This is a genomic window from Leptolyngbya sp. 'hensonii' (assembly GCF_001939115.1).
Classification (GTDB): Bacteria; Cyanobacteriota; Cyanobacteriia.
Window position 1 is genome coordinate 153192 of sequence record NZ_MQTZ01000045.1, and the last position, 23505, is coordinate 176696.

19 protein-coding genes are annotated in these 23505 nt (G+C 54.4%); 14 read left to right on the top strand and 5 right to left on the bottom strand.

All coding sequences use genetic code 11. The annotated features are described in order from the left end of the window. The first annotated feature begins 193 nt into the window (after nucleotides 1–193). The 8 genes from BST81_RS18665 (at nucleotide 194) to BST81_RS18705 (ending at nucleotide 8880) form a co-directional block, all read left to right on the top strand. Nucleotides 194–1219, top strand: coding sequence for an iron ABC transporter permease (locus BST81_RS18665; protein ID WP_075600013.1), 1026 nt, complete (start codon nucleotides 194–196; stop codon nucleotides 1217–1219). Next, nucleotides 1216–2043, top strand: a complete 828-nt coding sequence (locus tag BST81_RS18670) for an ABC transporter ATP-binding protein (RefSeq protein WP_075600014.1) — start codon at nucleotides 1216–1218, stop codon at nucleotides 2041–2043. Before BST81_RS18665 ends, BST81_RS18670 begins: the two co-directional genes overlap by 4 nt. Before the next feature lie 297 nt (nucleotides 2044–2340). Continuing rightward, nucleotides 2341–4998: a TonB-dependent hemoglobin/transferrin/lactoferrin family receptor gene (locus tag BST81_RS18680; protein WP_253188378.1), complete on the top strand. Its 2658-nt coding sequence runs from the start codon at nucleotides 2341–2343 to the stop codon at nucleotides 4996–4998. A gap of 37 nt (nucleotides 4999–5035) precedes the next feature. Further along, a complete protein-coding gene (locus BST81_RS18685; protein ID WP_075600016.1) occupies nucleotides 5036–5407 on the top strand; it encodes a VOC family protein in 372 nt (123 codons plus the stop codon). Between the two features lie 53 nt (nucleotides 5408–5460). Continuing rightward, the gene (locus BST81_RS18690; protein ID WP_075600017.1) at nucleotides 5461–6384 is read left to right on the top strand and encodes an ABC transporter substrate-binding protein; all 924 of its coding nucleotides are present in this window, start codon (nucleotides 5461–5463) and stop codon (nucleotides 6382–6384) included. Nucleotides 6385–6659: 275 nt separating this feature from the next. Next, complete coding sequence (locus tag BST81_RS18695) at nucleotides 6660–7310, top strand: MotA/TolQ/ExbB proton channel family protein (protein ID WP_075600018.1); 651 nt, start codon at nucleotides 6660–6662, stop codon at nucleotides 7308–7310. Next, nucleotides 7294–7695 carry a biopolymer transporter ExbD gene (locus tag BST81_RS18700; protein WP_075600019.1) on the top strand — a complete coding sequence of 134 codons (402 nt, stop codon included), beginning with the start codon at nucleotides 7294–7296 and terminating at the stop codon, nucleotides 7693–7695. The genes BST81_RS18695 and BST81_RS18700 overlap by 17 nt, the downstream gene beginning before the upstream one ends. Nucleotides 7696–7710: 15 nt before the next feature. After that, on the top strand, nucleotides 7711–8880 hold the full coding sequence (locus tag BST81_RS18705) for an energy transducer TonB (protein WP_075600020.1): 1170 nt from the start codon (nucleotides 7711–7713) through the stop codon (nucleotides 8878–8880). Nucleotides 8881–8898: 18 nt separating this feature from the next. Here BST81_RS18705 and BST81_RS18710 read toward each other — a convergent pair whose 3' ends face one another. Beyond that, the gene (locus BST81_RS18710; RefSeq protein ID WP_143780405.1) at nucleotides 8899–11064 is read right to left on the bottom strand and encodes a tetratricopeptide repeat protein; all 2166 of its coding nucleotides are present in this window, start codon (nucleotides 11062–11064) and stop codon (nucleotides 8899–8901) included. A 139-nt stretch (nucleotides 11065–11203) separates the two neighbouring features. Here BST81_RS18710 and BST81_RS18715 point away from each other — a divergent pair, with 139 nt between their 5' ends. From BST81_RS18715 to BST81_RS18725, 3 genes are all read left to right on the top strand, one after another. Beyond that, nucleotides 11204–11989 carry an MOSC N-terminal beta barrel domain-containing protein gene (locus BST81_RS18715; RefSeq protein WP_075600022.1) on the top strand — a complete coding sequence of 262 codons (786 nt, stop codon included), beginning with the start codon at nucleotides 11204–11206 and terminating at the stop codon, nucleotides 11987–11989. Between the two features lie 541 nt (nucleotides 11990–12530). Then, nucleotides 12531–13601, top strand: coding sequence for a photosystem II q(b) protein (psbA, locus tag BST81_RS18720; protein WP_075600023.1), 1071 nt, complete (start codon nucleotides 12531–12533; stop codon nucleotides 13599–13601). A 266-nt stretch (nucleotides 13602–13867) separates the two neighbouring features. Beyond that, nucleotides 13868–15295 carry a hypothetical protein gene (locus tag BST81_RS18725; protein ID WP_075600024.1) on the top strand — a complete coding sequence of 476 codons (1428 nt, stop codon included), beginning with the start codon at nucleotides 13868–13870 and terminating at the stop codon, nucleotides 15293–15295. Between the two features lie 196 nt (nucleotides 15296–15491). Here the strand turns inward: BST81_RS18725 and BST81_RS18730 are convergent, their stop codons facing one another. The 3 genes from BST81_RS18730 to BST81_RS18740 are packed head-to-tail and all read right to left on the bottom strand — an operon-like array spanning nucleotide 15492 to nucleotide 18707. Then, nucleotides 15492–16511 (bottom strand): hypothetical protein, encoded by a 1020-nt coding sequence (locus BST81_RS18730; protein ID WP_075600025.1) that lies wholly within the window; start codon nucleotides 16509–16511, stop codon nucleotides 15492–15494. 4 nt (nucleotides 16512–16515) lie between these two features. Next, on the bottom strand, nucleotides 16516–16971 hold the full coding sequence (locus BST81_RS18735; RefSeq protein ID WP_075600026.1) for a hypothetical protein: 456 nt from the start codon (nucleotides 16969–16971) through the stop codon (nucleotides 16516–16518). Then, a complete protein-coding gene (locus tag BST81_RS18740; protein WP_075600027.1) occupies nucleotides 16968–18707 on the bottom strand; it encodes an ABC transporter ATP-binding protein in 1740 nt (579 codons plus the stop codon). Before BST81_RS18740 ends, BST81_RS18735 begins: the two co-directional genes overlap by 4 nt. A 444-nt stretch (nucleotides 18708–19151) precedes the next feature. On the opposite strand from BST81_RS18740, the gene BST81_RS18745 reads away from it, so the two are divergent. From BST81_RS18745 to BST81_RS18755, 3 genes are all read left to right on the top strand, one after another. Next, nucleotides 19152–20195 carry an aromatic ring-hydroxylating dioxygenase subunit alpha gene (locus BST81_RS18745; RefSeq protein ID WP_075600028.1) on the top strand — a complete coding sequence of 348 codons (1044 nt, stop codon included), beginning with the start codon at nucleotides 19152–19154 and terminating at the stop codon, nucleotides 20193–20195. Nucleotides 20196–20304: 109 nt separating this feature from the next. Then, entirely contained in the window at nucleotides 20305–21594 is a 1290-nt protein-coding gene (gene ahcY / locus BST81_RS18750) for an adenosylhomocysteinase (RefSeq protein ID WP_075600029.1), read from the top strand. Between the two features lie 133 nt (nucleotides 21595–21727). Next, nucleotides 21728–22336: a DedA family protein gene (locus BST81_RS18755; protein ID WP_075600030.1), complete on the top strand. Its 609-nt coding sequence runs from the start codon at nucleotides 21728–21730 to the stop codon at nucleotides 22334–22336. On the opposite strand, the gene folP is transcribed toward BST81_RS18755, so the two are convergent. Continuing rightward, nucleotides 22292–23236: a dihydropteroate synthase gene (folP, locus tag BST81_RS18760; protein ID WP_083636947.1), complete on the bottom strand. Its 945-nt coding sequence runs from the start codon at nucleotides 23234–23236 to the stop codon at nucleotides 22292–22294. The genes BST81_RS18755 and folP overlap by 45 nt on opposite strands. Nucleotides 23237–23505 lie beyond the last annotated feature (269 nt).

The following is a 23505-nucleotide window of genomic DNA, read 5'->3' on the forward strand; positions in this document are numbered from 1 at the left end:
TTCACCCTCACCCTAGCCCTAGCCCCAGGAGAGAGGGAACAAGAACTCTAGCTTCCTTCTTCCTGAGGGAGAAGAGTTGGGGATGAGGGCAATTCATTGCTTCATTCAGCAACGTCCGTGGTGCTTGAGAGAAACCTCTCCTGTCGTCGGTGTTCTCTCTAATTCGTACAGACATGTGCGGATATGTGGATATATGGTTAGTAAACGCTTTGAACTTAAGTTGGGATGCTCTCCAAGCGATCGGATTCTGCCCACCCTCGTCCTCCTCAGTGGTGGCCTGGTGGTCACGATCGCCCTATCCCTTTGCCAGGGAACAATTCCACTGAGTCTGGCAGATTTGGGACAGGCCCTGGGGCACCGAGGCGAGCCCTTGTACCAGACCATCGTGTGGGACCTGAGACTTCCCAGGGTGATCGCAGCGTTGCTGGTAGGAGCTGCCCTGGGAATGTCTGGAGCCATGTTGCAGGGCATGCTGCGGAATGGACTGGCCGATCCTTTTGTGTTGGGGATCTCTGCCGGATCTGGCCTGGTGGCGATCGCCCTGATCAGCCTGAATGTGCTGCAAACTTGGGTGCCTCTGGGTGCCTGGATTGGCGCTCTCCTGACCGCTATACCCGTCTATGCCCTGGGCTCTATCGGGGGGGAATTGTCGATCGAACGGTTAATTCTGGCAGGGGTTGCCCTCAATGCCATGCTGAGTGCAATTCAGACCCTGTTTTTACTGTTGGCTGATGATGGACGGCTACAAGTCGCTCTGAACTGGCTGATCGGCAGTTTAAACGGACGGGGCTGGTCAGAGGTCATGATGGCGGGTCCCTACGTGGGCATGGCCCTGGTGGCCGGGTGTCTGCTGGCCCGCCCTCTGAATTTACTGGCCCTGGGGGATGATCTGGCGGTGGGTTTAGGAGCCTCTCTGGTGAGATCGCGGCTGTTGATGGGGGCAGTGGCCAGTTTACTGGCCGCCAGCGCTGTCAGTATTGCCGGATTAATTGGCTTTGTCGGACTGGTCATTCCCCATGGGGTTCGGTTACTGGTGGGGTCCGATTACCGCTGGATCTTACCCTGCTCTGCCCTGGGAGGAGCCTGGGTGTTAATCCTGGCCGATCTCCTCTCCCGCATGGGGGCGATCGAGCTGCCCGTGGGAGCTGTTACCGCATTACTGGGTTCCCCCTGCTTTATCTGGCTTCTGTATCAGCGTCGTAGGGAGGTGGGTCGATGATCCTGGAGGCTCGAAACCTGACGGGAGGATATGCAGATTGCCCGATCGTGCGGGATATTAATCTGTCCCTGGAACCGGGAGAATGGCTCAGTCTGGTAGGGGCGAACGGATCTGGAAAGTCTACCTTGCTACGCCTGTGCAGCCGGATTCTCCTGCCCCAGGGAGGCACTGTCCTGTTGGATGGAAAGGCCATTCATACCCAGTCCGCCCGATCGGTGGCGCGGCAACTGGCGATTTTACCCCAGCAGCAACCAATTCCAGCAGGGTTGACGGTGCGGCAACTGGTGAGTCTGGGGCGGACTCCCCACCAACATCGGTGGCAGTGGGAGCTGGATCAGGCGGATCGACAACAGATTGAACGGGCGATCGCCCAAACCGATCTGGAAGCCCTAGCCAATCGCCCGGTGGAGCAACTTTCGGGGGGAGAACGGCAGCGAGTGTTTCTGGCCCTAACCCTGGCCCAGGATCCACAGATTTTACTGCTGGATGAACCGACCACCTTTCTGGATCTGCATCACCAGTTGGAACTGCTGGAATTGCTCAAACACCTGAATCAGCAGCGGCAACTGACCCTGATCACGGTGCTCCATGATGTTAATCTGGCAGCCCGGTACAGCGATCGGATGGCCATGCTCACCCAGGGACATATCACCGCTATCGGGACTCCCAGAGAAGTGATGACGCCTGATCATTTACGCCAGGTGTTTGGAGTTGAAGCAATCCTGCTGAATACACCCGTGGGATTACAGGTTTGTTTGCTGTCTCCAACGCCAACCTGGCCCCGGAGTCGGGATGGCCCTGGTGTTCTCACCCTGCATGCATGAACAGAACCGGAGCGATCGAGGGGGAATAAAAAACAGGGCAAGCACCAACTTGCCCTGGATCAATCGACATTGAATCGACTTCTCTATCATAGAAAATTCGATCCCGTTCAGTCCGATCGATTCCTGCTGGTCTGTAATGATTGACGATCGGTTCACTGTGTTGATCCAGTGCACCTGATGACGCAAACAAGATCAACAGCAAGCACCAACTTGCTGCCCGCGTAAAAAGACATTGAAATCGATACGGCCATGAAATATTTCCTCCTATTGAACAGTGTGTTCCTGATCCTGTTATCTATGCCTGTGGCAAGTGGGGACGCAAAAACGATCGGGCCTCATGAGATCACAGCCTCTGAAACAGATCAATCGCTTGCTTTCAATCCACCGGTGACAGCCCTCCAGGAAGGGGTAGATCCCAGGCCAATGGCAGAGAGGCAAGGGGTGGTCCAGGTAACCCAGGTGCAGTTAGATAGCACGGAGACGGGACTGAACATCACTCTGGCAACCGCAGATGGAACGCCACTGCAGATTGAGATTGCCCGATTTAGCAAAGATGGTAATGCACTGGTGGCTGAGATTCCCAATGCAGTCCTGGCTTTACCAGAAGGTAATACCTTTCAGCGCACTGACCCCATCCCAGGAATTGCCCTTGTCAAGCTGTTGTCCCTGAATGCGACAACGATTCAAATCAGAGTTGTCCGATCTGAAACGGCTCCAGTCCCAACAGTGACCCTGAGCAACAGCGGAATCCTCTACAGTCTCGATCCAGAAACCGACGATCAAACTGCTGAGGGGGAAGAGGAGGAAATCACGGTCACGGGAACGCGAACCCCCCGACCCACACGCCTCACGCCTGCTTCGATCTCCGTGATTGATGAGCGAGAAATTGATGAATTTCTGGTCCGGGATCTGCGGGATGTGTTTCGCTACGAACCCAACATCTCCGTCGGCAACGATCGGCGCTATGGGTTGCAGGACATCAATATCCGGGGTTTGGGTGGGAATCGAGTCCTGATTCTGAATGACGGGATTCGTGTTCCCAACCAGTTTCAATTTGGAACTCCCTCCCTGGGGCGAGATTATGTCGATCTTGAAACCTTGCAACGGATCGAGGTGGTTCGTGGTCCTGCTTCCGCTCTTTACGGCAGTGATGCACTCGGTGGTGTGGTCAGTTTCAGGACGATCGACCCTGGGGATTTGCTCAATCGGATTCCAGGACAATCCGTTGTCACCAGCTTGTCAGCAAACGTGGAGACGGTTGATCGCAGCTCCGTCTTCACCGGGATTGTGGCCTTTCGGGAGGGAGATCTGGAGGGGCTACTCGGCTACACCCGCCGAGATGGATCTGAAGCGCGTGTCCCCACGGGGAATGAGTTTGTGGATGCCCGCTCCAATGCCCGGAATAATGGGTTGGGCAAGCTGATTTACCGGTTGAATGACACCAGTAAAATTGGGTTTACTGCTGAGTTTTTCAGAAACGAAGATGACTTTACCGTTGCACCCATCACGGCAGCCAGTCTGATCGGACCCACTGGCTTCCGGGGGCAGAATGAAACGCTGGAAAACAATACTTCCCGCGATCGTTTCAGTCTCTTCTATCTCTTTGACGATCCCAACGGTAGCAGTTTTCTGAATGCCGCCCGGATCCAGGTGTACTATCAGAACGCTGAAGTGAATGAGGTCCGGACTCAGGACTTTGTGCGCACAGGCGCTGGGGTAGACCGTCGGCGTCTCAGGAACTTGCAGAATACGTTTCTCGATCGCACCGTCGGTGCTGAAGTTCAGCTCCAAAGTCGCTTCAATCTTGATACCGTCGTCAATCAATTAACCTATGGGGTGGATATTTCCAGCACCCGGAATGAGCGGGTTCGCAACGGTTTGGAAAGCCGGTTTAATGCAGCCGGTCTCCCCATTTTGACGACAAACGTGATCGGGGCCGACAACTTCCCGGTCAAGGATTTTCCCGACTCAGACACCTTTCGTCTCGGTCTTTATATCCAGGATGAGATTGCCCTGGACAATACGCTGACCCTAATTCCTGGGGTCCGCTTTGATGTCTATCAGTTGAGTACCCAAATTGATGCCCTCTATCTGCGCAATCCTGGGGCAACTGCCGCCAACTTTAGCGACTCCGCCCTCTCTCCCAACCTGGGCGTTGTCTGGCGAGCGACGCCAGAACTGGCGATCGTGGGGCGTTATGCCCGTGGTTTCCGAGCCCCCCTGTATAACGAAATCAACTCTGGGTTTACGAACCTAACCAGTCCAACCTTTCGATACAAGACCCTCTCCAATCCTAATCTGCGACCGGAAACCAGCGATACCTTCGAAGTGGGAGTGCGGGGAGCCTATCCTCAGTTCAACTTCAGCCTGACTGGGTTTTACAACAGCTATGACAACTTCATTGAGGCTTTTGCCCCAGCGGGGATTGATCTCACCCTCGTACCAGGGTTTCCAGTCAATCTGTTTCAGACCCAAAACGTTGCTCGTGCCCGCACCTATGGCTTTGAGTTGAGCGGAGAATACCGCTTCAGTCCGCAGGCAGATGGGTTCAGCCTAATTGCTGGGTTGGGATTAACCGTGGGAGACAACTTAACCACCAATCAACCCCTGGAAAGTGTGGACCCGTTTAAGGCCGTGGTCGGTTTCCGTTATCGTGCGCCAGAAAACCTCTGGGGAGCTGATCTGATAGCAACCTTTGCCGCCCAACCTCGCCTCAGGGATAACCGTCCCCTCGGTTCCTATACCCCCCAGGGATATACCGTCGTTGATCTGATCGGGTACTACAACATCACCCCATTGATCACCCTCAATTTGGGGGTATTCAATTTGCTCAATGATCAATATTTCCTCTACTCCGATGTTCGTCCCCTGATTAATTCCCCCACCCCTGCGGACATCGCTCGCTTTGCTCAGCCAGGAATCAGCCTGAGGGCCGGGATAACCTGGCGATTCTAGACCCCATGATCAATCACTCAATTTTAAGGAGACCTCAATGACTGCTCAATTCAGACACATCATGCTGATGGTAAAAGATGTTTCTGCCACCGTTCAGTTTTATCACCAGGGACTGGGCCTGCCAGTGATTAAAGAGAGTCCAACCTGGGCAGAACTGGATGCCAATGGAACGACGATCGCCCTGCATGGGGTTGAAGAAGACCCGGACACTGGTAGTTCCCCCATCCTCAGTTTTGTTGTAGAGGATGTGCATGGGGCGATCGCGGCCCTGGAAGCTCTGGGAGGTCAGCTAGAAGGCCGGGTACGTGAACCTTTCTTCGGTAAAGTTGCCGCAGTTCGCACCCCAGAAGGGCATCTGGTCAGCCTGTTGCAACCAGCGACAACACTGCCCATTCCTCAAGCATCTTAGGCCAAATTCCTGAACACAATGCCGAGAAAAGTCATCCTATTCATCAACTGCCCATGCTTTCCATTAAACTTAAATCATTGCTGCAAATCAGTCTGCCATTATTGGGCTTGATCGTGATGGGATGCTCCCCAACATCCCCGATCACTGCGCCATCGCAAAGTACCCCCATTTCCTCCACTCCAGCACCATCTGTCCGACCTGCGAAAGCACCTGAGGTGCAACGGATTGTCACACTCACATCCCTTTCGACAGACGTTATTCACAGGCTGGATAAAACAAAACTGGTCGGCATTCCTGGCAGCAGATTACTCCGAAAAAATCCTGACCTGGCAGGAATCCCCCAGGTTAGTGAAGGCCAAACTCCCCCCAATCTGGAAAAAATTGTGGCGCTGAAGCCTGATCTGGTCATTGGGGCTGCGGGCTTTCATGAGCAGGTACTGGAGAAACTGCAAGCATTGGGGATTCGCACCCTGCTGACCCAGGTCGAGAACTGGCGATCGCTGCAGGACCTCACCCGCACCTTAGCGGGGGAGATCCAGGCCGATCCAGAGCCCCTGTTACAGTCCTACCAATCCTGCTTTGCCACCACAGCCAGAAACAAACCCTCGACCCTGATCCTGGTCAGCTATCAGCCGATTCTGGCTCCCAACAAAACGAGCTGGGCTGGAGACTTGCTGGCCCAATTTCAGGCCAACAATCTGGTTGCCGATCTCCAAGGAAACAGTCCTCAGCGCGGATATGTTACCCTTTCCCCTGAAAAAATCCTGGAGGCTAATCCGGAAGTTCTGATGCTTGTGGATGTGGGAGATGGCGCTGTCGCCAAGCTCAAAGCAGCTCCTTTCTGGCGTCAGTTGAAGGCTGTGAGCAACGATCGGGTGTATGTCTTTGACTACTATGGCCTGGTGAATCCGGGTAGTATTGGCGCGATTCAAACAGCCTGTCAACAATTACAGCAGGTATTTGTCAGTAGATCTTAGAAAATATCAGCTCTTCACCCCAGAATAAAATTGAGATATATTTTCATTAGCTTGCTAATTCTTGTTCCTGGAAAGGGCCATGAGAGCCTTTCCAGGTAAAGGGAAGACTCCGATCAGGATTAATAGCTGCTTTGTTGGGCTGGTGGAGTTTCTCTTAAATCTCTTGCCCAAGAAAGCTTACAGCCCATTTAAGCTTTACCTAGCAACTGCAACTTTATAGTAAGCTAATTGAGAATTAGTCTTGATAATTCCTTGTCCTCAAAGGAGCGTGATCAATGAGCATTGCTCAAATATTTGTAGCGGGTGGTGTGGTCATGTGGCCCCTACTTGCATTCTCGATCGTGGCTCTGGCATTGATTGCAGAGCGATGTGTTTTCTGGTTTCGGGTCCAGCGACGACAACGTCGGGTCGTGCGAGAGGTATTGGCACTCTACCCCCAGGACTCTAGTGCAGCCCTGTTCCAACTCCGGAAGCATGCTGGCTTGCCAATCGCCCGGATTTTTCTGGCTGCCCTGGAACTGGAGCAGGCCGGTCAGGAGGAATTTCGTCTGGCCCTGGAAAGTGAAGCGCAGGCAGAACTTCCGACTCTACGGCGGTTCAATACCGTCTTCGAGACGATCGTCACTGTGGCTCCCCTGCTGGGCCTGCTGGGGACAGTGCTAGGGCTGATCAATTCCTTTGCCTCTCTCCGACTGGGGGATCTGGCCGGGAGCAATACCGCCAATGTGACCGCTGGAATTAGCGAGGCCTTGATTTCAACTGCCACTGGCCTGGTTGTGGCGATCGTCACCCTCCTATTCTCCAATCTGTTCAAGGGCTTCTACCTGAGACAGAAAGCCCAGATCCAGGAATACGGCGGTCATCTGGAATTGCTCCATCGTCGTCACTATGCCCAGGGAGTCCTGTCCTATGCAACTACCCGATGAGCCGGAAACCTCCGGGCAGATCAACATCGTGCCCATGATCGATGTCATTTTCGCCATTCTGACCTTTTTCATCATGTCCACCCTGTTCCTGAATCGAACTGAGGGGTTGCCCGTTAACCTGCCCAAAGCAACCACAGCAAAACTGCAGAACCAGAGCAAGATCGTGATCACGATCGACGCCCAAGGAAAAATTGCTTTGAATCGTCAGACCACAGAGGCAGATCAGATTAAAGCTCAGTTGCAGCGTCTGGTGGACGCCCAGAAAGGGGCAATCGTGATCATTAATGCGGATCAGCAGGTCCCCCACGGTCGGGTGATTACCGTGATGGATCAGGTCCGCCAGGTGCCGGGGGCCAGATTGGCCGTAGCGACCCAACAGCCATAGGGGGAGGAGATTACAATGGGTCTTTCCAGTTTTGCAGATTCACGACGGGAGCAGGAGGAGAAGGTGCTCCTGGTGGCACTAGCCTGTAGCCTCCTGGGTTCTGTCGCCCTCCATAGTACCCTGGGGTTTCTCAGGGTCGATCGGTTCTCCCCGGTACAGACGGCTGACGAGGAAAGCTGGACGGAGGTTGTGGTGACGGAAGACCCAGCCCCGCCACCGGAGGCACCGGAGGCACCCAGGGTAGAGCCAGCTCCAGATGTAGCTGTCTTGCCCCCAGCGACAATTCCTATCGATAGGACTGAACTGCCCCCTGAAGCAGATCCCGCTCCTGGCAGGTTGGAACCCACTGCCAGACCGGTAGCAGCACTCCAGGACTTCCAACCTGGGCTTGCGGTGCGGCAAGCAATACCAGGACGTAAAACTGTGGTGCCCTCCTTCGGCGATCGTCTGCGGGACTTCAGAAGCCTGTTTGGTGGAGCCAGCCCCTCTCGCACTGGCGGTTCAGCCCTTAGCCTACCCACAGGAAAAGGGCCAACCGGCTCTGGAATGACCCCCAATCTACCGGCAACCCCAACCGCAACAGGGACGACTACCCCCACTCCAGCTCAGAATTCGAGTCGAACCGTTTGTGTGAGTTGCCCCAAACCCCAATATCAGGGCACCCAGGGAAGTGCTCGGGTTGTCTTTGACATTGACCCCAATGGGAATGTGGTCAATGTGCGCTTAAGGCAGTCCAGCGGCGATGCCAGGACAGATCAGGCCACGCTGGAAGCTGTCAGAAAGTGGAAGTTTTCCCCCTCGGACGGAGGACAGCGAGGTGTGCGGAAGAAGGTCACCTTTGAGGAGGAAGGCTCCAGCTACCAACAGCAGAATCAGCAACGCCGATCCGAAGCCCAGAAACGGCGTGAAGCCCAGCAGAGTCAGCCCAATCCAGCCCCAGCGGTTAGTAATTCCCCATCGGTGTCTCCTCCGGCCAGTCCGAATCCTGCTGCACCTGCAGCCCCAGCCACACCAGTTCCTGCCCCGGCTGCCCCAGCGGCTGAGAATACCCCTGCTCCAGTTCCAGCAGAACCTGCACCACCGCCCCCTGCCCCCGCGCCAGCAGAACCTGCACCACCRCCCCCTGCCCCCGCGCCAGCAGAACCTGCACCACCGCCCCCTGCCCCCGCGCCCAGTTCTCCCTAACCCAGACGATCGACCCCCTTATTCCGGCTCACCAATCAGGACAAACGCAGCCCAGGACTTGGGATTAGGATATTCTTTCAATGTGGCCAGCATCGCCTGACGCAATGCCCTGGCCTTATCCGGTTGGCGTTGCAGGTTCTGGTAAAACTGCGTCATCAGGAAACTGGTAGGGGCATCGGGCACTTGCCAGAGGGACACCATCACCGAAGGGACACCAGCGATCAGGAACGATCGAGCCAGTCCCAACACCCCGTCGGAAAACACAATCCCCTGGCCCGTTTCACAGGCACTCAACACCACCAGTTCAGCCCTCAGTCTGAGCTTGACAATTTCTCCCACCGTCAGGAGTCCGGCATCTCGTCCCGATGGGGCCAGGGCCAAAATCCCTGGAAATAGGAAGGGGCTGTAGTCCCCATCGGGGGGTTGATACAGCCCATTGCCCCGATAGGCATACAAAAAGCCATGGGTTGCCAAGTGAATCAATCGGGCGGTCTGCATGCGTTGCATGACCGCTGCTTTGGTGGCCTGGTTTCCAAGCAGGGGCTGGGTTCCCAACAGCGCTGCGATCGATTTGGCCTCTTTTTCCGCTCCGGGCAGGGCGGCCAGTTGCCGTTGCGGTTGATTGGGGGCCACGGAAACCAGCGGCATGGTGGGATTCCCCACAATCAGGGGCAGATCGCCCGAACGTCCAGGGTTCTGGGCAAGGGTAGTACGCTGTCGCTGGGTCAGGGCCAGTACCCGAATGGCAGGGGCGATCGTCAGGGTATGGCGTTCAATCAAATAGCGGCCCGTTTCATCCTGCAGGGCTGCGAAAGGAACCTGGAATAGTTCCTGATGGGGCACAAAGATCACCTGCTCCTCTGGATTTTGGGGCAACAAATCCGCGATCGGTTGGATCAAAAGTTGATAGAGGTCTCGCAGATTTTGATTGGCCACCGGGTCGATCGGATTAGCCGCAGCCTGATTCACCTCTTCCCTAAAAACGAGCCCACTTCGAGTCACTCCCAAAGACCGCAAACTGCTGGCCACCAGCACTTCCAGAGAATTCCTGGGTTGCCCCGATGGGAGGGGTAAACTCACCTGCCGAAAGGTAATCTTGCCCTGGGGAGGAATTACCCAGATGTAGAGGGCTTTATTTTCTATTCCCAGGCCAAATCTTTTGTGGTTCAGGATAATAGAATATTGCACGATCGTGGCATTATGAGTTGCAGCTACTTGCTGAAGTTGTTGCACAGTCGGTTGATAGATCAGTGCAGGGTTGAGGGACTGGAGACCCAAGCGAACTACAGCCGCCTCCGTAAATGCCACGGCTTTCCCCCTTTCGGCAGCTTCCAGGGCTCGATCGGGTTGGCCCTGGGCCACCAAGATTTCTTGTAACAGGGAATATAAATTCCTCAGTCCTGCCCATTCAAACTCCAGAATTCGGCTCCAATCAAACTGTAGGGCTTCTCCTGCCGGAATGGGCACAGGTTTGGGAATGGCAGACTCCAACAGGCGTTGTGCCTCCGCCCGATCACCAGCATCGAAGAGAGCTCCCCCCAGTTGAATCTTGATATATCGGCTGTCTGGATTGAGGGCCAGACCCTGGCGGTAATACTTGAGGGCTTCCGCAGGCTGTCCCAATAGGGCATAGGTCTGAGCCAGATCAGCCAGAACCCAACCTTTTTCCTCATTACTGAACTCCCCCTTCCCCCTGGTCATGAAAGCCAACTGCTCTCGATAGAGCTGGAGGGCGGTTTCATATTGCCCCAGCAGCACATAATTGGAGGCCAGCATTCTCACCAGATCGACGTTCAGATCATTGCCCAGCATCTTGTTCAGGGTGTAGGCTTGCCGCAGGAACTCCACAGCCCTGACTTTTTCGCCGGTGATGTTATACATCGTACCGATCGCCCGCAGCAGAGCCGCTTCCTGCTGGCGATTCCCCGTTTTTTGGGCATTGGCCAGAGCTTGCTGACAAAGCCTCAACTCACTGGCCGCAGCCCGACGCAGTTCTTCCACCATCAGCAGGGTAACTGCATCCCCCTCCGTGGACTGCATGGCCTCTGCACTGATTAAACATTTCTCAGTGAGATCCTGGGCTTTGCCGGGCTCAGGGGTTGCCCATCCGATCGACAACAAAAGGGTTCCCATGAATCCCAGAGCCATTCCAGAGCTGCCCAGACGATGCAAAAATTTCAGCACGGCTGTATCCTCCCCAGGCACTATGTCTGTGCTTTTATTGTCTCAAATGCAACTGGTATGGCTGGGGGATTGCATCAAAATGCAACCTCTCAATGGAGCTGGGCTAATCTAGTAGCCAGTATTGTCTAGAACTGCAGCTATGGCTCATGTGTCTCGCCTGTTTATCTATCCCATCAAAGCCCTCGATCGGGTGGAAGTGGATCGGGTCACGGTGCTTAAAAGTGGTGCCCTGAAGCACGATCGGGAATTTGCTCTCTTTGATGCCTCTGGTCATTTCGTCAATGGCAAGCGTCACGATCGGGTCCATGCCTTACGCTCTCGATTTGACCTGGAAACCCGCTGCGTGATAGTCTCTGCTCCCAGTTTTGCACAAGCGGCCACCTTCCAAATCGATCGGGAACAGGATGCCCTGGCAACCTGGATGGGAGAATACTTTGGGTTTCCAGTCCAGATTCGCCAGAACCTGGAGCAGGGGTTTCCCGATGACACCGACTCCCCTGGCCCCACCCTGATCAGCACCGCTACCCTGGCCACGATCGCCAACTGGTATCCCAACCTGGAAGAAACAGAAGTGCGTCTTCGCTTCCGGGCCAACATAGAAATTGGCGATGTCCCAGCTTTCTGGGAAGATCAGTTGTTTGCTGCTGTAAACCAGACCGTTGCCTTTCAGATTGGAGCGGTGCGATTCCTGGGGATTAATCCCTGTCAGCGTTGCGTGGTCGTCACCCGCAACTCCCAAACAGGAGAAGCAGATCCGAGCTTCCAGAAAATCTTTGCGGCCAGACGACGGGAGACGCTGCCACCCTGGGTCGATCGATCGCGCTTCAACCACTTTTATCGCCTCGCCATCAATACACGCCTGCCAGAATCAGAAGCTGGGAAAACGATCGCCCTTGGAGATGAGATCAAAATTCAGCTTTGCTGAATGCAAATATGAATTACCCTCATCCCCAACCCTTCTCCCGCAGGAGAAGGGAGCTAAAACTCTTGTTCCCTCTCCTTTGGGAGAAGGCTAGGGTGAGGGCTGCATAAGGCTCAAGCACGAAAATCATCCTTCTATTCAGCAACGCCCAAAATTCTCCCTACCTGAAGCCCCACAAAGGTTTTGCCCGCAACGCTCTCGCCTCTTCTGAGTCAGCATCATGCTCATAGAACTTAACTTCTTCAATCGCTGATTGACTATATAATCTTTAGGTCGGGCAAGCTTCAGTTTTTGTCCGACCTCAAGGCTGGTTGCATGGGTTGGGTGGAGCCTGGCGAAACCCAACATTCATCAAGATTTAATCAAGGTTTCATTGGGTTCCATTCGCACTCCATCCAACCGACCAATTAAGCTTGCAACGCTACTAGCCTTAAGCCACAGTTCAGGAGGAAAAAGGAAGTTCCAGAGAGCTAAGTCCCAAAGAGCTTCGAAGGGGCTTCATCACGCGACAGACTCTTTTTCCTGATACAAGGAGTACAGTCCTATGAGCAGCGTTTTACAACAGCGGCAAAAGCTTGATCCTCTTGCCATCTGGTCAGACTTCGCAGATTGGATTACCAGCACACAAAACCGGATCTATATCGGCTGGTTCGGGGTGTTGATGATCCCAACCTTGCTGGTTGCGGCCTTCACCTTCATCATTGCCTTTACTGCAGCTCCTCCCGTCGATATGGAGGGCATTCGAGCACCCATCACAGGGTCCATCCTGGAGGGTCGCAATCTCATCACAGCCGCAGTGGTCCCAACCTCTGCAGCGATCGGCTTACATTTTTATCCCATCTGGGAAGCCAGTTCCCTGGATGAATGGCTCTATAACGGTGGTCCCTATCAACTGATCCTCTTGCACTTTTTAATGGGTATCTGGTCTTATCTAGGCCGGTTGTGGGAACTGAGTTATCGCCTGGGGATGCGGCCCTGGATTGCTGTGGCCTTTTCAGCCCCGGTCGCTGCTGCGACAGCCGTGTTTCTGGTTTATCCTATAGGACAGGGTAGTTTCTCTGAAGGTATGCCCCTGGGGATTTCTGGCACTTTCTACTTCATGTTTGCCCTCCAGGCACAGCACAATATTCTGATGCATCCCTTTCACATGCTGGGGGTGGCTGGCATCTTGGGTGGTGCTCTGTTGAGTGCTGTGCATGGCTCCCTGGTAACAAGCAGTTTAATTCGAGAAACCAGCGACTTAGAATCTGCAAATATGGGCTACAAATTTGGTCAGCAGGAAGGAACCTACAACCTGTTGGCTAGCCATGCAGGCTATCTGGGCCGACTGTTGATCCCGCAAGTGGGTGCCCGCAATAGCCGTTCAGTTCATTTCCTTTTGGGGGCAGTCCCTACGATCGGCATCTGGTTTGCCGCTCTCGGCATCAGCACGATCGCCTTCAATTTGAATGGGTTTAATTTCAACCATTCCATTCTGGATAGTCAGGGGCAGGTCATTTCCACGGATGCGGACCTCCTAAATCGTGCGACTCTGGGCATTCAGGTGATGCATGGCCTGAATACCCATCATTTCCCGAATCTGATTGCTGGGGGCCAGGAAATTCCACTGAGTTAAAGCACCCATCTGGAACCCTGGTTCATCACCTGATCCACCCAACAGCCAGAGCCTTTTAGCTAGCAACAGCAAAACACAATCGGGGAGCGATGATTAATGGATAGGGGTGGGGCAGATAAGTCTGCCCCACCCCTATCCTTGCATCCCTATATAATCTTGTTGAGTACAATGCGTTGAGCACAGCATGTTTGCGGCATATCTCCCCAAACTAGACCCACGATTAACCTGTATGTTGCTAGCTTCCTATCCCAACCCACAAAACAGCCATGAGTAAACAACAGGGGGAAAATACCTACCTCCAACAAGTTCTGCAAGAAAAAGCTGAGGTGGATCGCAAACTCAGCCGCAGTCGCAGTTCCCTGCCCACTCCATCTGCCCAGTCTAACTCGGGGATGGTATCGCCCCCTGCTAGCAGGGCGATCGACTATCGCATTACCGGGTTCTGGCTCTGGAAAAGTGTCATTGTTCCGCCCAATGTCTACACCGTGCATACCCGACGAGGGCATCGCGAACCCTTACACATGGGCAAAGGCATTTCCTTTCGCTTCAATCCCCTCACGGACGCCTTTCTGGTGATTCCTGCTGCCGTACAAACCATTCTGATCAACGCCAACTGCATTTGTATTGAGCGGCAGGGACTTCTGGTGCAAGCCTACGTGCAATGGATTATTGATGATATCCAAACGGCATATTGGAAACTGGATTTTTCTGACCTAGAAGACCCGATGGGCATTGTCAATTTACAGTTGCGGGAACAGGCTGAAGCAGCCATTAAAGACAAAGTAGCCACCCTCAGCATTGATGAAGTCTTAAGTGACAAGCAGCCGATTATTGAGGAACTGACTCATCGTCTGCAAGCAGTTGCGGAGGGCAGTAGGGGTCAGGAAGGTAGCAATTTCCCATCCGAGGGGCTGGGTCTCAAAATTGTGACAGTACAGATTAAGGAGGCGGTGGTCAGTTCAACTCAGTTATGGCAAAACCTGCAAACGCCCTTCCGCGCAGAGCGGGAAAAGCTGGCTCGTCTGGCACAACTGGAAAATGATCAGGAAATCAAAGCTCGAGAGCTAGCGAATCGGCTGAGCAATGAGCGGGGTGAGCTGAACGTTGCCAGTGAAATTGAGCAACTTCGGGCCGAGCAAACCCGGATTGCCTACGATCGTGAACAGACTGAGAAGCTGCGCCGCAATCAGGTAGAGCAGGAGGCTGAGCGTCAGATTTTGGCGGAACAGAACCGTACAGCCCAGGCCCGCAACCAGGCTCAGTTGGAGCTGGTGTTGCAAGAATTCGAGTTGGAAAAACAACGCATCACAGCAGAAATGGAGAAAGTGCAGCAACAAATTCAACTGGATGCCGTCGTGGCCCAGAAAACTCGCGCCGAAGTATCTGCCAGCCTGGAGGTGGCTGAATTGCAACACCAGGCTGATGTGGCTCAGCGAGATCGGCAACTTGATCTCGATCGTAAGCGGCGTGAGATTGAGAATGAGCTTTCAGAGCGTCATATCCAGGCCCAGTTAATTGCCCAATTGCCCGACATTGTCCAACACATGCCAGCCCCCCAAGAACAACGCACCACAATCATCACCTCTGATGCCCAGGAGGGACTGGTCAATCCACTCTTAGGCTTTTTGGCAGGTCTGTCCAATTTAACGCAAGATGTCTTTGCCCGAACTCAGACTGACAAGAACACGGATTGAATTCAGACCCATTTGCCCCAATGCTATGGGCAATGATGAAATATCATCCCCTTCAGGTGCAGAGGCCGTTACCAAAACTGATACCAACTCTCCCAGTCGGAATACCCCTCGATAGGATGGAGACGTTCGCTCCTCGCGTTTCTCATGCACCACACAGCCGTAGAGTTGGGTCTCTACGGCTCGTTTCTTATGGGGGCTAACTCTCGACTCGCCCCTGCCCCAAAGCCCAGTTCAACGCCAGGAAGACAGCACCCAGGGTCAGCAGCAGCACAGGTGCAGTGGCAAACCCCTGAGAGACCCCCGACAACAGGGAAAAGCCCCCCAGGGCGATCGCCAGTCCCAGGCCCAATCCAGCAGCCGTTGCCGGATGCTGGGGCAATAACCGGGCGATCGCAGCCAGGGTCAGGGGGGTCACAGACTGCAACAAGGCTAGGCCCAGCAGTAACGGGATGGTCTGGGTTCCAGCCAGGGTCAGCAGGGGGATAGCCAGGGCCAAGGCCAGTCCAGCCCAGCGTCGCCACCCCCAGAGATCGGCCAGGAAGCCTCCCAGGAGTTTGCCGATCGCTGCCGCCAGGGCCAGTTCCACCAGCAGGGTAACTGGCTCCCGGTGCAGCACCTGCACCGCATTCCAGACCGCAGAACGGAGGGCGATCGCCCCTAGCAGCACCAGCAGCAGGCTGTCCTGGCCTTCTGGCAGCAGTTCCCCTGCAGCTTCCTGACTGGCAGGTGCAGGCTGGGGAAAGCCCAACATGGCCCCAGCGAGTATCAGCAGAACCAGCCCCCAGGGCAGGACATATCCAGCCAGGGCCAGAACGCCTCCCAATGCCAGACCCAGAACCCCCGGAGCTGTAAAACAGGCTGGCCCGATCGCTGAGTTAGGGGTGGCGGAGAGGGCGATCGCCCCAGCTCCCACGTGAAAAGCAGCGGACCCCAACCCGGCCAGAAGAACGGCTCCAGCGGGATGATGGGGCACCAAGGTCGAGAGGGTCAGGAGAAGCAGGCCGAGGAGGGTCACCCCATGGGGACAACGTCCGCGATCACAGAGGAGACCGATCGCAGGTTGGCCTGCAAACCCCAGGGCATTGTAGAGCAACACCAGGGCCAGCGCCTGTCCGGATGAATGAGTCTGCACGATGGTTGCCAGCAAAGCTCCAGCCGTGGCATCAGCAACGCCATGGGTCAGCCCAAGTAGCAGCGGCAATCCCAGCCTGGCCATCGGTCTATCGGACCAGATCACTCAAGACCGTCGGCACCACAGGCACAGCAATAATCAAAAGCACGTAGCTGACCACATTGGCCAGGACAGTGGCCTTCCAGGTTTGGCGCGGCGGGTGTTTGGCAAGGAGGGCCAGAATACCGCCTTCAATCGCGATCGAACTCGCCAGGCAAAACACCCACCAAATCACCACTGCAGCAGGACCCATGAGAAACACCAGCATAAACGCCAGGAAGGAAGTCAGCAGAACACCGGTCAGGGTCGAGATGGTATTCACCAGCAGGGACGCCAGCAGGGCTCGGGGAAAGGCCGCCCACCTGAGCCAAAACAGGACGAGCGTTTCACTCAGGACAATCAGCACAGCGAGGACAACCAGGGTCAAGATCGGCACTGTTGGATCTCGTAACACGGGTCCCAATCCCACGTCAGCCAGAAGCGGTGCACATAGATAAATGTTCATTTGGCGTCATTGTCACTAAATTGCTGGGCATAATACCGGGCATAGCGATTTCCCTGGGCCAGTAACTCGGTATGGGTACCCGATTCGACCACCTGTCCCTGTTCAAGGACCAGAATTCGATCGGCCTTGCGGACGGTTGCTAAGCGATGGGCAATGATAAACACAGTCCGATCCTGCATCAACCGCTCCAGGGCCTCCTGTACCAGGGCCTCCGATTCCGAATCCAGGGCCGAAGTGGCTTCGTCCAAAATCAGGATGCGAGGATTAAGCAGGACAGCCCGGGCGATCGCAATCCGCTGACGTTGCCCCCCAGAAAGGTTCACACCCCGTTCTCCCACCCAGGTTTCGTAGCCATCGGGAAACTGGCTAATGAACTGATGGGCATTGGCAATTTTGGCGGCCTTCTCCACAGCCTGAAGTTCAAAGTAATCCTGACCAAAGGCAATATTCTGGGCGATCGTCCCAGAGAACAGGATTGTCTCCTGGGGAACGATGCCGATTTGCCGCCGCAGACTTTTCAACGTCACCTGCCGGACATCAATGCCATCCACCAGAACCTGACCGGATTGGGGATCATAGAAGCGGGGCAGGAGGTTGACCAGGGTCGTCTTACCGGCTCCAGATGCGCCGACCAGGGCAAGCATTTCCCCTGGCAGGGCAATTAGATTCAGATCACGCAAAACCGGCTGGTCTGCATGATAAGCAAAACTGACATGACGATATTCAACCTTCCCTGTCACTGGCGGCAGGGTCACAGCATCAGGCTTTTCTACAATCGTGGGTTTGATTGCAAGAATCTCGAACACCCGGTCCATTGAGGCTTCCCCCTGCTTGAACTCGTTATAGTTCGAGGTGACCGTGTTGATCGGGTCAATCAACATGGCCACAGCAGCGATGTAGCTGATGAACTCGGTTCCTGTCAGATTGTTCTGCGAGATCTGCCAGCCGCCCAGGCAAAACAGGAACACCACACTCATGGCATACAGAAAGCCAGAAATGGGCATCTGAATTGCTTTCAGCCATTCAGCCTGATATTTGGCCAGACGGCTCCGCTCTGACTCTCGTTTAAAGCGCTTGATCTCATAATCCTCAGCAGCAAAGGCTTTAATCAGGCGAATGCCACTAAAGACCTCCGTTAACAGGGAGGACAGATCGGACACCCGGTTTTGACTATGGCGAGAAAAGACCAGTAACCGGGCCCCAAACCAGGTGATGAGCAGGGCCAGCAGGGGCGCAATCAGTAGGGTAGCCAGGGTCAGTTGCCAGTTCAGGAAGATCATGTAACCCAGCACAATGATCAACTGCAAACTGTTGGGGGTGAATTGCTGGAAGACTTTACCAATGACTTCCCCAATCCGATCGACATCTTCGGTCAGCCGATAGGACAGATCCCCCGTCGCAGCCGTTTCAAAGTAGCTCAGGCTCAGCCGCAACAGATGGGTATAGACCTGATTGCGCAAATCCAGGGCCATCTTCAAGGCTGCCTTTGCCATCCAGGCATCTTGTCCATACTGCAGCACAGCCCGAACCAAAAAAATGACGGCATAAAAACCAGCCATTCTAGCCAAACCCGCCAGGTTCCCCTGGCCTACATAGGTGGCCGTTTGAGACATGGATGCTGCCAGAACTGGCCAGGTGAGGTTATAGGCCAGGGTGCAAAGCAGGGCCTGCCCGATCGTGAACCAGTGGGGCTTGATATAAGCCAGAAGTTGCCAGGAATTAGAGCGTGCTTTCAAAGGAGAGAAACCAGAAAAATAGGCATTGCACTTCCAGAATAATCTCTAAGGAGCCCCAGGTGATGGTTGAAACATTGGCGTTGCTGAATAGAAGGATGATTTTCGTGCTTGAGCCTTATGCAGCCCTCACCCTAGCCCTCTCCCAAAGGAGAGGGAACAAGAGTTTTAGCTCCCTTCTCCTGCGGGAGAAGGGTTGGGGATGAGGGTAATTCATATTTGCATTCAGCAAAGCCGAAACATTTAGGTTCTGGTCGTGGTTTTACGCTTTCACCCCAGGCATCAGGACAGGGGCTCCGTCTTGATCCAAATGGCTACGGCCTGAGATTAGTAAGTCAACCCGTTGAAACCTGCTACACCCCCCAGCCTGGGGATGTCCTCTCTATTACCTATCCGGATAAAATATTTCAGCGTTGTCTTAAAGATTGACTATCCACCATCCTGACTATGGAGAATAGGTTTTTCCTACGTAACGTCTGGTACTACGCCATGCCAGGGCAACACCTCAAGCCCGGAGCCATGATTAGTAAAATGTTCCTGGGGGAACCAGTGCTACTGGCCCGCTGTAATACCGGTCAGATATTCGCCCTGCGAGATATTTGCCCCCACCGGGGCATTCCCCTATCCTGTGGACGGTTCGATGGGCAAGAGGTCGCGTGCTGCTATCATGGTTGGCGATTTGATGCCAGTGGTCACTGTACCTGCATCCCCTCTTTAGTCACAGGGCAGGAACTGGATGTCAGTCGGTTTACCGTCCGCCAATATCCAGTCCAGGAAGTTCAGGGCAATATCTGGATTTACATGGCTGAGCACGATCGTCCCGATCATGCGCCTGCGATCGAGGTGCCCACCATTCCCCACCTGGGGGATCAGACACCCCGGATGCTGGAAACGTCCCACTTCCCCTGCCACATTGACCATGCCGTCATTGGCTTAATGGACCCGGCCCATGCTACTTTTGTGCATCAAGTCTGGTGGTGGCGCTCTAAGGGAGCCCTGTTTGAGAAAGCCAAGCAGTTTGATCCCGCTCCTTACGGCTTCCAGATGCGACGACACCGGCTGTTGAAAACTTCCTTCCTCTATCGCTTGTTGGGAAATGCGCCCGAAGTTGAAATTATTTTTCGCCTTCCGGGTATTCGGATTGAAACCGTGATGGGGGATCGCCATGCGGTTACCAACCTAACCACCGTAACCCCCATGTCAGAAGCGGAGACGGAAGTGACCTCAATGTTCTACTGGACCAATCCCTGGTTCTCCCTGATCCAGCCCCTGGTGCGCCCCCTGGTTCGGGCTTTCCTGGAACAGGATCGATCAGTCGTGGCAAAACAACAGCTTGGCCTCCGCCACAACCCCGCTTTGATGTTGATTAAGGATGCTGATACCCAGGCTCGCTGGTACTTTCAGGTAAAAACAGAATATGCCCGCGCGATCGCAGAACAGCGGGAGTTCATCAATCCAGTTAAGGAACAGGTCCTCCGCTGGCGCAGTTAAATATTCGAAATTGGCCGGTTCCATGATTTTTCTGTTAACGTGCAAAATGGATTTATTTTTTCGGTTAGGCTCAATCTAAAGCTTTAGCGTTTTTACAAGGAACACCTGCATGACTGCAACTCCCATTCGTCCTAAACAAGATCAGAAACATGAAGTCAAAGACCTCTCCCTGGCCCCTTTAGGGAAGCAACGGATTGAATGGGCTGGTCGGGAAATGCCGGTCCTGCGACAGATTCGTGATCGTTTTGCCCAGGAAAAACCCTTTCAGGGCATTCGTCTGGTCGCCTGCTGCCACGTCACCACGGAAACGGCCCACCTGGCGATCGCCCTGAAGGCGGGGGGAGCTGATGCCCTGCTGATCGCCAGCAACCCCCTCTCTACCCAGGATGATGTGGCAGCAAGCCTGGTGAGCGACCATGATATTCCTGTGTTCGCCATCAAAGGGGAAGATAACGCCACCTATAACCGCCACGTTCGCATTGCCCTGGATCATCGTCCCAACATCATCATCGATGATGGCAGCGATGTGGTGGCAACCCTGTTGCAAGAGCGGAAAGAGCAAATTGCAGACCTAATTGGGACAACGGAAGAAACCACAACTGGCATTGTGCGGCTGCGGGCCATGTTCCGGGATGGAGTTCTGACCTTCCCGGCGGTGAATGTCAATGATGCAGACACCAAACACTTCTTCGACAACCGCTACGGTACAGGTCAATCTACCCTGGATGGGATTATCCGGGCCACCAATATCCTGCTGGCTGGCAAGACGATCGTGGTTGCTGGATATGGCTGGTGCGGTAAGGGCACCGCACTGCGGGCTCGGGGCATGGGTGCCAATGTCATCGTCACCGAAATCAATCCTGTCCGGGCGATCGAGGCGATTATGGACGGGTTCCGGGTGATGCCCATGGAACAGGCCGCTCCCGAAGGGGATCTGTTTGTCACCGTGACGGGCAACAAGCACGTCATCCGGGCCGAGCATTTTGCTGCGATGAAAGATGGGGCGATCGTTTGCAACTCTGGCCACTTCGATATTGAGATTGACCTCAAAGCCCTTGAAGCCGAAGCCACCGAAGTCAAGGATGTCCGTAACTTCACCCAACAGTACTGCCTCAAGAGTGGGAAGTCGATCGTGGTTCTGGGTGAAGGTCGCCTGATTAACCTGGCTGCGGCTGAAGGCCACCCCAGCGCAGTCATGGATATGAGCTTTGCCAACCAGGCTCTGGCCTGCGAGTATCTGGTGAAGAATCGGGGTAAGTTAGCTGCAGGCTTGCATTCCATCCCTGTCGAACTGGATCAGGAAATTGCTCGCCTGAAGCTGCAGGCTATGGGCATCACCATGGATACCCTCACCTCTGATCAGATCGAGTATATGAACTCCTGGACCTCCGGCACCTGAGTTCTCTCGTCTGTTCCCCCATCCCACCCTCTCCCAGGACGTACTCTAAATCCCCTCCTGGGGGAGTGCCCCTTAGGGTCGGGGTGGGCATCACCCGTATCAGGACCAAAATCACCCTCTATTAGTAGAGCCTATGTCCGAGTGGATTGTGAACATGATGACCTCCCTGGGCTACCTGGGGATTGGCCTACTGATGTTTCTGGAGAATCTCTTCCCACCGATTCCATCGGAGCTGATCATGCCCCTGGCCGGATTCACCGTACAACAGGGGAAGATGAATTTTGGCTATGCTGTCCTGGCTGGCATCATCGGGACCATGCTGGGGGCTTTTCCCTGGTATTACCTGGGAAAATTGTTGGGAGAAGCCAGGCTGCAGGCCCTGGCCGATCGGTATGGTCGGTGGCTGGGAATCTCAGGTCATGACATCAGCAAAGTTTGCACCTGGTTTAATCGCTACGGCAATAGAGCTGTGTTCTTTGGGCGACTGGTCCCTGGTATTCGTACCCTGATTTCCATTCCAGCTGGCATCAGTGCTATGCCCATCATCCCCTTTGTCCTCTATTCCACGATCGGCACAACCCTCTGGGTGCTGCTGCTAACCGGGGCAGGTTATCTACTGGCAGAAAAATACACCCTGGTCGATGACTATCTGGGACCAGTCTCTAAGTTCGTCTTGCTGGCTCTGGTGCTTGGCTTTTTAATCTGGGTTGGGTTGCGTCAGTGGTCCAGACGGGCAAGCTGACTCCACAGATTCCTCGGGGTCTAAAGGTCGCCAGATAGCATCAGCAACCCGACAAACCTCCTGCATTTCCCTGGCATCATGAACACGCACCACATCAGCCCCGCCTGCGATCGCCGCACAGCAGGCTGCTGCAGTCCCCCAAACCCGTTTTCTGGGATTGGGCTGGTTGAGGATGTGGCCAATAAAGCTTTTGCGGGAGGCCCCCACCAGAATGGGGCAGCCCAACGAACGTAGATCGGGGAGTTGCCGCAGGATTTGTAAGTTCTGGTCATAGGTTTTGGCAAAACCAATACCAGGATCAATCATAATTTGGGCGCGGTCGATGCCCACAGCAACGGCAGCAGCGATCCGCTCCCCCAGAAAAGCACCAATCTCGCCCATCAGATCCGCATAGGTGGTCAACTGTTGCATCGTCTGAGGGGTGCCCCGCAGGTGCATCAAGACGATCGGCACCCGCAGGTCTGCCACTGTTGCAAACATCTCTGGATCCCCCATCCCACCAGACACATCATTCACCAGGTCTGCTCCAGCTTGAATGGCAGCTCTGGCCACAATGGCTCTGGTAGTGTCCACCGAAATGGGTAAATCCAGTTCCTGACGTACCTGATGAATGACTGGAATGACCCGATCCAGCTCTTCTTCCAGGGAAATCTCGATCGCCTGGGGGCGAGTCGATTGTCCCCCGATGTCAAGGATGTCGGCCCCGGCTTGAGCCAGAGCATGAGCCTGGGCCAACGCGGTCTCAGGACGATCGAACTGTCCCCCATCACTGAAACTATCCGGTGTGACATTCAGAACCCCCATAAGATAAGTGCGTTGTCCCCAAAGGAACGATCGCCCTCGGAGTTGCCAGGGCATGACTGTATTCAAAAGATCTGTCAGATCCGCACTTTCTGTCATAAATTGAAGTTTTGATGAACTTTCTAAACTTGATTAAAGGCTATTTATCGTAACAAATGACAACTATATTTCAAGTAAAAAGGTTACGGAAATATTAGGAGAAACACTCTCTGGAAGCAGGTTTTATCCCTGTCTTTCCCCCGATGGGATGACCAAGTGGGCTGTAAAATCCGTTGTCGATCAGAAAATATGATCTCAGTAATACGGATCTGCCAGCGCATGGATCGTAATACAAAGCAGGCCGAAAAGCAGGCGGAGGAAAAAAGCCA